Below are 258 nucleotides of genomic sequence, written 5' to 3' on the forward strand. Positions count from 1 at the left end.
CCGAGAAGACCGGCATGCCCAAGGGCGTGTTCAACATGATCTACGGCGGCGGCGTGGGCGAAGCGCTGGTCAAGCACCCGGCGATCCAGGCGGTCGGCTTCACCGGCTCGCTGCGCGGCGGTCGTGCACTGTGCGACATGGCGGCGGCGCGTCCGCAGCCGATCCCGGTGTTCGCCGAGATGAGCAGCATCAACCCGATGCTGCTGCTGCCCGAGGCGATCAAGGTGCGTGGCGAGAAGATCGCCGCCGAACTGACCG

1 protein-coding gene is annotated in these 258 nt (G+C 68.6%); it reads left to right on the top strand.

What is annotated here, in order from left to right:
- Positions 1–258 (top strand): aldehyde dehydrogenase family protein (locus tag QMX85_RS23505; protein WP_282344960.1); only part of this gene is annotated, 258 nt, incomplete at both ends.

Origin of the sequence: Pseudomonas sp. PS02288 (assembly GCF_029959715.1) — a bacterium.
In the GTDB taxonomy this organism is placed as follows: domain Bacteria; phylum Pseudomonadota; class Gammaproteobacteria; order Pseudomonadales; family Pseudomonadaceae; genus Pseudomonas_O; species Pseudomonas_O kuykendallii.